9 protein-coding genes and 1 pseudogene are annotated in these 9,468 nt (G+C 46.9%); 4 read left to right on the top strand and 6 right to left on the bottom strand.

Features of this window, described 5'->3' with window-relative positions; all coding sequences use genetic code 11:
* Positions 1–161: 161 nt before the first annotated feature.
* Both QUA71_RS02150 and QUA71_RS02145 read left to right on the top strand, forming a co-directional pair.
* The gene (locus QUA71_RS02150; protein ID WP_333281628.1) at positions 162–710 is read left to right on the top strand and encodes a hypothetical protein; all 549 of its coding nucleotides are present in this window, start codon (positions 162–164) and stop codon (positions 708–710) included.
* Positions 711–816: 106 nt separating this feature from the next.
* Positions 817–1,386 carry a Uma2 family endonuclease gene (locus tag QUA71_RS02145; protein ID WP_333281624.1) on the top strand — a complete coding sequence of 190 codons (570 nt, stop codon included), beginning with the start codon at positions 817–819 and terminating at the stop codon, positions 1,384–1,386.
* 7 nt (positions 1,387–1,393) lie between these two features.
* Here the strand turns inward: QUA71_RS02145 and ruvC are convergent, their stop codons facing one another.
* The 5 genes and pseudogenes from ruvC to QUA71_RS02120 all read right to left on the bottom strand — a co-directional run bounded on the left by ruvC (position 1,394) and on the right by QUA71_RS02120 (position 6,555).
* Positions 1,394–1,927, bottom strand: a complete 534-nt coding sequence (gene ruvC, locus QUA71_RS02140) for a crossover junction endodeoxyribonuclease RuvC (protein ID WP_333281622.1) — start codon at positions 1,925–1,927, stop codon at positions 1,394–1,396.
* A 95-nt stretch (positions 1,928–2,022) separates the two neighbouring features.
* On the bottom strand, positions 2,023–3,138 hold the full coding sequence (gene bchI, locus QUA71_RS02135; protein WP_333281618.1) for a magnesium chelatase ATPase subunit I: 1,116 nt from the start codon (positions 3,136–3,138) through the stop codon (positions 2,023–2,025).
* 126 nt (positions 3,139–3,264) lie between these two features.
* Positions 3,265–3,570 (bottom strand): DUF4926 domain-containing protein, encoded by a 306-nt coding sequence (locus QUA71_RS02130; protein ID WP_333281615.1) that lies wholly within the window; start codon positions 3,568–3,570, stop codon positions 3,265–3,267.
* An 8-nt stretch (positions 3,571–3,578) separates the two neighbouring features.
* Positions 3,579–3,910, bottom strand: a pseudogene (locus tag QUA71_RS02125) (DUF6883 domain-containing protein).
* Positions 3,911–4,032: 122 nt separating this feature from the next.
* Positions 4,033–6,555 (bottom strand): EAL domain-containing protein, encoded by a 2,523-nt coding sequence (locus QUA71_RS02120; RefSeq protein ID WP_333281612.1) that lies wholly within the window; start codon positions 6,553–6,555, stop codon positions 4,033–4,035.
* A gap of 302 nt (positions 6,556–6,857) precedes the next feature.
* Between QUA71_RS02120 and dapB the strand changes: the two genes are divergently transcribed.
* Entirely contained in the window at positions 6,858–7,685 is an 828-nt protein-coding gene (gene dapB, locus QUA71_RS02115; RefSeq protein ID WP_333281647.1) for a 4-hydroxy-tetrahydrodipicolinate reductase, read from the top strand.
* Between the two features lie 182 nt (positions 7,686–7,867).
* A complete protein-coding gene (locus tag QUA71_RS02110; RefSeq protein ID WP_333281609.1) occupies positions 7,868–8,578 on the top strand; it encodes a phosphate ABC transporter permease in 711 nt (236 codons plus the stop codon).
* A gap of 131 nt (positions 8,579–8,709) precedes the next feature.
* On the opposite strand, the gene QUA71_RS02105 is transcribed toward QUA71_RS02110, so the two are convergent.
* Positions 8,710–9,174, bottom strand: a complete 465-nt coding sequence (locus QUA71_RS02105) for a GNAT family N-acetyltransferase (protein ID WP_333281606.1) — start codon at positions 9,172–9,174, stop codon at positions 8,710–8,712.
* Between the last annotated feature and the right edge of the window lie 294 nt (positions 9,175–9,468).

The raw sequence follows: 9,468 nt of genomic DNA, 5'->3' as shown, positions 1-9,468 counted from the left end.
ACCATCAGTTGACGTGCCATAACTCATCACCTCTCAACATTATCTTTATTCTATGCAACTTCATGTAAAATTGGTATTACACTCAAAGCCGCCAACTTAAAGCTGACCTCAAGGATGCTTCGCGGACGATTCAACAAATTGTCACCCAACTCCCGGAACAGGTGAATACCCGTAAAGTTGACCTGAAAGAATTGCAGCAAAGTTTAGTTAATTCCTTGACTATTTTCTCGGCTTATGATAATTATATCCGCAGATGGGAAGAGCAAGAAAATACCATCAAAACTAATCTAAAAAATTACGAAAAACGCCTGGGGACAATAGGCGATAAAATGGGAAGCGATAGAACAGATTTTAAATTTATGGAAAACTTCAGCATTTTTGCTACCGAGAAGTATGTAGGTCAAGTGGAAGCTGATAATAGGAGTTTAAGTGGAGGTTTGAGATTGCTAGAAAATGCAATTCAGACGATTAAAGGGATTAGTGAGATTGAGAGGGCTAAGAGCGATCGCGCTTTAAATGTTACAATTGCAGCGGCTGGTGTGGGAATTGCCACTAGCGGAGTAGCAGCCAGCGTTTATGCAGGCCAAATTAAACCCCCCCAAAATCCGATAGATGCGAAGGTGGTTTTTGGGTTGAGTATGGGTGTGGGATTTGTGTTGAGTGTGTTGAGTGCGATCGTCCTAATCGCGATCGGCAAAAAATGGCGCTAAAATAGATTAGCGATTTTAGATAAACCGCGATTGAAATCGCTGTCGAGAGTCAAACGAAGTCCGCCGGCGCGGAGTGAAGAGAGGAGAAGAGAAGAGAGGTAATAAAATGACAACCGTTACTTTAAACTTAGATACTGTCGAACTAACAGACGAACAGTTTTACCGTTTGTGCCAGATGAATCGAGATTGGCAATTTGAACGGACACCTAAAGGAGAAATCATTATTATGTCACCCGTAGGCGGAGTCAGCGGCAATCGAGAAGCCTATTTAATTACAGAGTTGGGCTTGTGGAACCGTCAAACGCAGTTAGGGAGAGTGTTTAGTTCTTCCACAATTTTTCGCTTGCCTAATAATGGCGATCGATCGCCTGATGCCGCTTGGGTTAGCTTAGAAAGATGGTCTGCTTTAACAGCAGAAGAACAAGAGAAATTTCCGCCAATCTGTCCTGATTTTGTCATAGAATTGCGCTCGCGCACAGACGCCCTGCGGCCGCTTCAGGAGAAAATGCAGGAGTATCTAAACAGCGGCTTGCGCTTGGGTTGGCTAATTAATCCTCAAGACGAACAAGTAGAAATTTATCGCCCTTCTCGCGAAGTAGAGATTGTACAATTTCCTGTGAGTTTATCGGGAGAAGATGTCTTGCCCGGATTTGTTCTTAATTTGCCAATGATTTGATATTGCCTCAAGTTTTTCCTGTTTCCAACGGTATTTTCTTCGGACAAATATCATCATCGTACCAACCAGTCAAAGCCACCGCCAAAGCATCCGCCGCATCGTCGGGTTTCGGAATGTAACCCAACTCCAACTCCCGCGCCACGGCATCTTGCACTTCAGATTTATCCGCATTACCGCGACCCGTCAAAGCTTGCTTAATTTGAGCCGGCGTAAACTCGAACAGCGGCACTCCACACTGCGCCAATACTAGCGTCAAAACGCCCCGCGCTTGCGCTACAAGTATCGTATTTCCCATCTTGTAAAAGAACAGTTTTTCGGCAATTGCTAGATCGGGTTTAATCTGTTCAATTACCTCGTGCAAATCGTCGTAAATTGTTTTCAACCGCTGTCCCATTTCCTGTTTTGGCGTTGTTTGTATGACGCCGCAATCAATCATGGAAACGCTGTTTTTATCTTGTTTGCCGGGGACAATTTGACAGGAAATTGCCCCGTAGCCAAGATTTGCTAAGCCCGGATCTAATCCTAAAATTCGTTTTTCCATTGCCAGAATTAGTAATTGGGAATGGGAACAAGGTAGGAAAATTTGGGGAATGCTTCATCACCACCAATTACCCATTACCAATTACCAATTACCAATTACTCCTCAGTTGATTCTAGACCGAATACCCGATCGAACACTTTAGTCACTTTATACCCCGAATCTATTGATTCTAGCGGGTCTTTCCGCAACCGGTGCCGCAAACACAGAGTCATCACCCGGCGAATATCGTTCACTGTGACCTCTGTGCGGCATTCCAAAGCCGTGAAAGCTTTCGCAGCCCGATTCGTCACCAAATCGCCCCGCAGCCCGTCTACGTCCAATTCCGCGCAAACTTGGGAGATTTTTACCCGCAACTCTCGATCGATAGTTACCGACTTCAACCTTTCCTGAGCTTCTACCAACTTCTGCTGCATATCATCTTGTTCTTGCTGGTATTTCGCGAGAAACTCCGCTGGATTTTGGTCAAAACTCGATCGCTGTTCGACAATTTCCACTCTTAAATTCGGGTCTTTCACAGTCCGAATTTCTGCGTGCATCCCGAATCTGTCGAGCAACTGCGGCCGCAATTCTCCTTCTTCTGGATTCCCGGAACCGATTAGAATAAACTTAGCGGGGTGACGGATCGAAATGCCTTCTCTTTCAACAGTATTCCAACCGCTGGCCGCCGAGTCGAGCAAAACATCGACTAAATGATCGTCGAGCAAATTGACTTCATCAACGTAAAGAATGCCGCGGTTAGCTTTAGCTAAAAGGCCGGGTTCAAAAGCTTTAACTCCTTCCGACAAAGCTTTCTCGATGTCGATCGTACCGCAAACTCGGTCTTCGGTAGCGCCCAGAGGCAAGTCTACCATTTGAACTTTTTTGCGGGCGATTTTAATGTCTGTTTGAGATAAAGTACGATCGCGCACCTCATCGCTCATCAAATCTGGATCGCTGGGATGACTGTTAAAAGGATCGTCAGCCACCACCTCAATTTCCGGCAGCAAGTCAGTGAGGGCGCGGATTGTGGTAGATTTACCAGTACCTCGATCGCCCATAATCATCACCCCGCCAATTTTGGGATCGATGACATTCAACAGCAGCGCCAGTTTCATCTCCTCCTGGCCAACAATCGCAGTGAAGGGAAAAACAGCGCGGCGGGCTTGGGTAGCGGTAACGGTTGGTAGAACGCCCGCATTTAGGGTATTGCTGACTTCGGCAGTAGGACTCACAGGATAACTCAAAATATAATAATTGCTTGTTTATTGTGACATATAGGTGGACAACAGTCGATCGGCAGCCTGGAAGTCCAAGTGCAGAGTTTGTGTGATTCGTCTCAAAACGCCGCCAAAAACAGACTATCTCCCACACAAAGAACGCGCAAACTCTAAAACTTGTATCTGACGTTCGTCTGACAAACGTCCAACCATCGCAGCTAATAGCTCAGATACAGACAACCAACGCCTTTCTTTCGACTTCCAAACAACTAAAAACTGCTCGGTAGACAGAGTACACAAAGCTATCCTTTCGCCAGAGCGATCGCTAAATTCTACTTCGTAATTTCCATCATCATAACAATCTACAATAGCCCCTCTAACACCTAGGTGTAAATTAGATTCAGGCAATGTTACTAACAATTCGACTACATCAAATAATTCTGGCACGATCGTGCTTACCTCCGAACGAATAGTGTTACCAGTCTCGCCCCATTACTACCCGGTTCTACGATCCAACCTGTACGGACAATCCCCTGCTGTCCCTGTGCACAATTTCCAAGTCTACAGTATAGCGCTGTCCGTGTTTGTCATTTAGTCCTAAAACTGCTTCAGCATCAAGAGTTTTAGCTGAAATCTGTGCTAACAGCAATTCATAGTTTTATTGATAAAATCCTAAACGACGCTGAAATATTACAGCTTTATTGCTACCGACAGCGTTATCGAAATTAAGAGCATACTCTGTTAATTTTCGAGGATCGATAACGAGATGGCTGACAAGTTCTTTCAGCTTTATGTTTGTTTAGATAACACTACTTTTAGCATCCAACAGATTAAAGAGCTGCTTTGGGAACCCGCTCAACTTTCAATTTTAGCTCTAACGTACAATAACTAATAACTAATAACCCACAACTACCACTGCGGATCGGAAGCCATCAAAGCAGTCGCAGCCTCGCTCGGTAACGGCTTAGCAAAAAAATAACCCTGACCGTATTCGCAGCCGATCGACCTCAACTTAGCTAATTGTGCCGCCGTCTCCACACCCTCAGCAATCACATCCATGCCCAAAGCGTGAGCCAGCGCCACAATCGTCCGCACGATCGCCACATTCTCCCCCTCGCTTTCGAGCTCCATTCGCCCCACAAACGACTTATCAACCTTCAAAGTATCCGTAGGAAACCGACTCAAATAACTCAACGACGAATAACCAGTGCCAAAATCATCAATTCCCAACTTGACATTTAACCCTTTCATCTGCTTCAAAACCGCGATCGCCGACTCCACATCATCCATCACCACACTCTCAGTAATCTCCAACTTCAAACTCTCCGGACTCAAACCAGTTGTTTCCAAAATCACCTGAATACGATCGACCAAATCCGGCTGGGCAAACTGCTTTCCCGACAAATTTACACTCATAATCAAAGGTTGATCGAAATCAAACATTCCCTCCCAAAGCCCCAACTGCCGGCAAGCCTCCTCCAACACCCACTCACCCAGCGGCACAATTGCCCCCGTTTCCTCAGCCACCGGAATAAACTTCATGGGCGGAATCAAACCCCGCAGCGGGTGTTGCCAACGCACCAAAGCCTCAAACCCAATAATCCTCCCGCTTGCCAAAGATACAAACGGCTGGTAGTGCAGCAAAAACTCCTGACGCTTGAGGGCCATCCGCAAATCAGTTTCCAACTGCAACCTCTCCACCGCCAAAGCGTGCATCGAAGCATTAAACACCTGATACCTTCCCGTTCCCAAAGCCTTCGCCCGGTACATCGCCGTGTGGGCATCCCGTAGCAAGTGTTCGGGCTGTTCCCTGACAGTAGCACCGGGTTCGCCCCCCAGCGCAATTCCGATGCTCGCAGTCACAAACACCTCCTGCCCCTTCAACTCAAAAGGCACAATTAAAGCTTGGTGAATTCGAGCGGCCAAATCCACAGCACTGTCAACATCAATATTCCTCACCAAAATCGCAAAATCGTCGCCCCCCACCCGCGCCACAGTATCCCCGGGGCCAATAATCGCCCTCAACCGCAGCACCACCGCCATCAGCAGTTCATCCCCCACCAAATGACCCAAAGAATCATTAATCACCTTAAACCTGTCTAAATCCAGAAACAGCACCGCAAACAGATAGCTGCGGCGGCCCCTAGTATTGGCGATCGCCCGCCCCAGGCAATCCACGAACAAATCCCGGTTGGGCAAACCCGTCAGAGAATCGTGAAAAGCATCGTAAAGCTTCCTGTAAGCGCTGACACCCACACCAGTCACCACCAAGCCCAAAGTCGGCGACACTAACGGTACCCACCCACCCCCAGTAAAAATCCCATAACTAATCCCCAACAGTCCGATCAATCCCGCACCCCCAGCCAATCCCGCCCTCGCAGGATGGTGAATCCGCCAAGCCAAAACCCCGCCAACCATCGCCCAAGCACCGTTCCACAAAATTTCCGCCCATTCCGGCCACACCCAAAAGAGCGATCGCCCATCCAAAACCGCGCTCAATATTTGGCTGAGCATTTGCGCGTGCAGCAGCACCCCCGGCATTTTCGGACTTTGCTTTTTAACCGGGCTGTAGGGCGTCAGAAACACGTCTCTGCTACTCGGTGCCGTCGTCCCGATCAACACAATCTTGTCCTTAACCCAGCTTGGGTCAATTTCTCCCTTCAATACCTGCCGGATACTGACTTGTCGCGCCACCTCCTTCCCAGACCGGTATTTGAGGAGAATTTGGTAGCCCTTGGCGTCGAGATTTGCATAGCCCCCGCTGTTAGCAGTCAAAGGCAGAAATTCTGCCTTTCCCCAGTTGATTTGGTGGGGATGAACAGGGCTATTTTCCGGCTGCACTCTGTCTTTGAGATACAACAAAGCCACTTGCACAGAAAAAGAGAAAGCAGTATTCTTCTGTGCTTGGGAGACGGAAAGCAAATTGCGGCGCACAACGCCATCAGGATCGAGCACGAAGTCGTTAAAACCGAGCCGAGCGGGCGGTATCCCCGGGGGCGCAGGCACTCCCGGACTTTCTGAATCGTTCAATTTATAGATCGCCACCACATTCGGTGCTTTCAGCGCGGCCAGCAATTCTTCGTGTCCCGGCGCTTGAGGCAAATCCCGGTACAAATCCAAACCGATGACTTTTGGCTGATACTTTTGCAGTTTTGCCAAGGTTTGAGCGATCGCGCCGTCGGAAATCGGAAATCTCCCCAAAGCTTGAATATCGGCCTCAGAAATTCCCACTACCAGCAGTCGCGGATCGGGGCCGGAATCTGGCTGCAAGCGCACTAACGAGTCAAAACTCCCCAATTCCAAGCTTTGCAGGCCTCCCAACTGCCGAACTCCCATACTCAGCAGAGTTACAGTCGCGCCCGCAAGCATTGCAGGCAAAATCCTGACGCGTCGGTTTTGATAACTCAGGTTGAGACCAGTTGCGACAGACATGACATATCGAAGATTTCGAGAGAATTTGGCAGTCACAGAAAAAATATGTCGGTGCAAATTAGCTTTGCACAAGTCTGTTCTTACAGAATTGAGCTTAATATGAGATTGAATGTAATTTTTTCAGAACTTGTGCCACAACCGAGTTTCTTTAAGCTAATTACTCGATTTGGCAAAGTATTTCTCGAATGGGAACCGGGTTTTTGAAGATTTGCCGACAACTCCTGTCTTTCATTCCTTGTTTCCCCAAATTCGTACAAGCGTTAAAATTTAGTCGATCAAACTTTCAGGATATTTTTGAGATGATGGCGAATCAACTTCCGATTCCGGTGATTGTTAACGGTGCTGCAGGCAAAATGGGCCGCGAAGTAATTAAGGCGATCGCCCATGCTAGTGACATGACCTTATTTGGGGCTGTAGACCGCTCTCCTGAGTGCCTCAACGCCGATGCCGGCGAATTAGCCGGATGCGGCCCGTTAGAAGTTCCCATCACAGACGACTTGCAAGGAATGCTGGTATTAGCAGCTCAGGAAAAGCAGTTAGGGGTGATGGTAGATTTTACGCACCCTTCGTCTGTTTATGAAAACGTGCGATCGGCCATAGCTTACGGAGTTCGCCCAGTAGTCGGCACTACCGGATTGAGCAGCAAGCAAATTGAAAACTTAGCTGAATTCGCTGATAAAGCTAGCACTGGGTGTTTGATCGTACCCAATTTCTCGATCGGCATGGTTTTGCTCCAACAAGCCGCCGTCACGGCATCTCAGTATTTTGAACACGTAGAGATTATCGAGCTGCACCACAATCAAAAAGCCGACGCCCCCAGCGGTACGGCAATTCAAACTGCCCAAATGCTAGCAGAAATGGGAAAAACTTTCAATCAGCCAGAAGTTGAGGAAACCGAAAAATTAGCCGGAGCGCGAGGTTCAGTGGCGGATGAAGGGATTCGCATTCACAGCATCCGTTTACCCGGTTTAATTGCCCACCAAGAGGTAATTTTTGGCGGCGCCGGTCAAGTCTATACTTTACGACACGATACGAGCGATCGCGCTTGTTATATGCCAGGAGTCTTGCTGTCTATACGCAAAGTCCTTGAATTGCAATCGCTCGTTTACGGCCTGGAAAAAATCTTGTAGTCATTAATCATTAGTCATTAGTCATTAGTAATGTGGAATTAATCTAACTTCTAACTTTTGACTTCTAACTTCTGATTTTTGACTTCAACATCAATCCGTTAAATCTGTTAAATCCCTTAATCTAATCCGCTTCCGAACAGACAGCCGTTGCATCCCGTACATTGCTCGTTGCCGAACTTCCTATGCTAATTCCCTTAACCCGTGAAACATTTCAAGAACTAATTCCCGCCGTCGCCACGGGAGCGCAATACAAATATATCTGGGGAAAACCGCCCGATTTTTTGAGGCGAATGTTAATCTCTGCAGTCAGCGTAGTTTTCCTCCTGGTAGTTTACAACTTCGCCGGTTCCGATGTCGGGCCGCTAGTTTTAATCACCGGATTGATAGCTGGTTTGTACTGGCTGTGGGGGCCAATTTTGTGGGCGAGTTTGCGGAATGCAGAATGCCGCAAATATAAATACTGCGGTTTTTGGCAAGGACGAGTTTTGGATATATATATTACAGATGAAATCACCAGTCAAGAAGAAACAGTCAATCAAAAAGGACAACTCGTAATAGTTGACAACCTAGAACCACGCATCAACTTGGAAGTTGGCGACAAAACCGGATTTACTACTACACTTCGAGCTCCATTGCGGAAAGATCACCAAGGAATTGCCCCCGGCCAAGCTGCTTTAATGTTAATTATGTCAAATCAAGAAGATTTAGGCAGAATTGCCAAAGTTTCAGATATTTATATTCCCAGCCGTGACGTGTGGGTGAGCGACTATCCTTATCTGCGTAGGGATTTGTTTGTAGAAATGAGCCAGCAAATTAAAAAAGGCAGAAAAAAAGACCGCGATCGCACTAATCCAAGCAGAGATGTAAAAAGGCGATCGCCCGCTGATTATTAATAAATAAGCGCCACTTGTAAGAGCGATGGCAAGTTAAACCCGGGCAAAAACTTAATTTCTGGAGATGTCTAATAATAGTTAAGCGTCATTGCGAGATTTTCAAGAAATATACCAATTTAGAGAAGTCGCTCCTAGAGCTTTTTCGTCATAAACACGCTATTCGGGTCATCAATGTATTCAGCGAAGGGGCCTCGGTACTTGAACCCATACCGTATATACAAGGCTCGTGCGGGGGCGAACTCAGGCAAAGCCCCTGTTTCCAAATTCAGGCAATCGTAAGCACGCCGTTCGACTTCTTTGATGATGTGTTCAAGAATCTTCGAGGCGATACCTTTACGGCGGTGAGTCTTGGCGGTACGCATTGATTTGACTTCACCACTTCTTGAATCTAGTTCTTTCAGTGCTCCGCATCCGAGTAATTCATCACCCTCCCAAGCCGTCCAGAAAGTAATATCGGGCGATCGCAATGCTTCTAAATCAAGAGCATGAATGCTTCCAGGTGGTGTAATCTCATTCATATTTTCGAGATGTTCGCACAGAAAGTCAGCGATCTTTCTACCTCTGAGGTCATCTTCGCGAATTTGCAATCGACTCATTTCCTTAATTTGCTAGAGAATTCTACTCTATCAAGACTTACGAACTCCCACAAAAAAACCGGGTTTAGACTTCGCTCAATCAGCAGGTTTTTTACCGAATCTGTGGCTGCAACCTGTGTATTTTCGCCCATCAAACCCGGTTTCTGGACTCTCATGCGTCCAGGACGATCTATGATGGTACACAGAATCCCGCGTTATAAAAAGTAACTTAATTTGTTCACAAAATTCGGAAAAAACCTATTGTGAAAGTAGAGGGTGCCGAAAGCGGGATCTAAAATCTAAAATCCCATGACT

It is taken from the genome of Microcoleus sp. MON1_C5, assembly GCF_036701875.1.
Lineage (GTDB): Bacteria > Cyanobacteriota > Cyanobacteriia > Cyanobacteriales > Microcoleaceae > Microcoleus.
The sequence above is the reverse complement of the archived record's forward strand: the minus strand, read 5'-3'. Positions and strand labels throughout refer to the sequence as shown.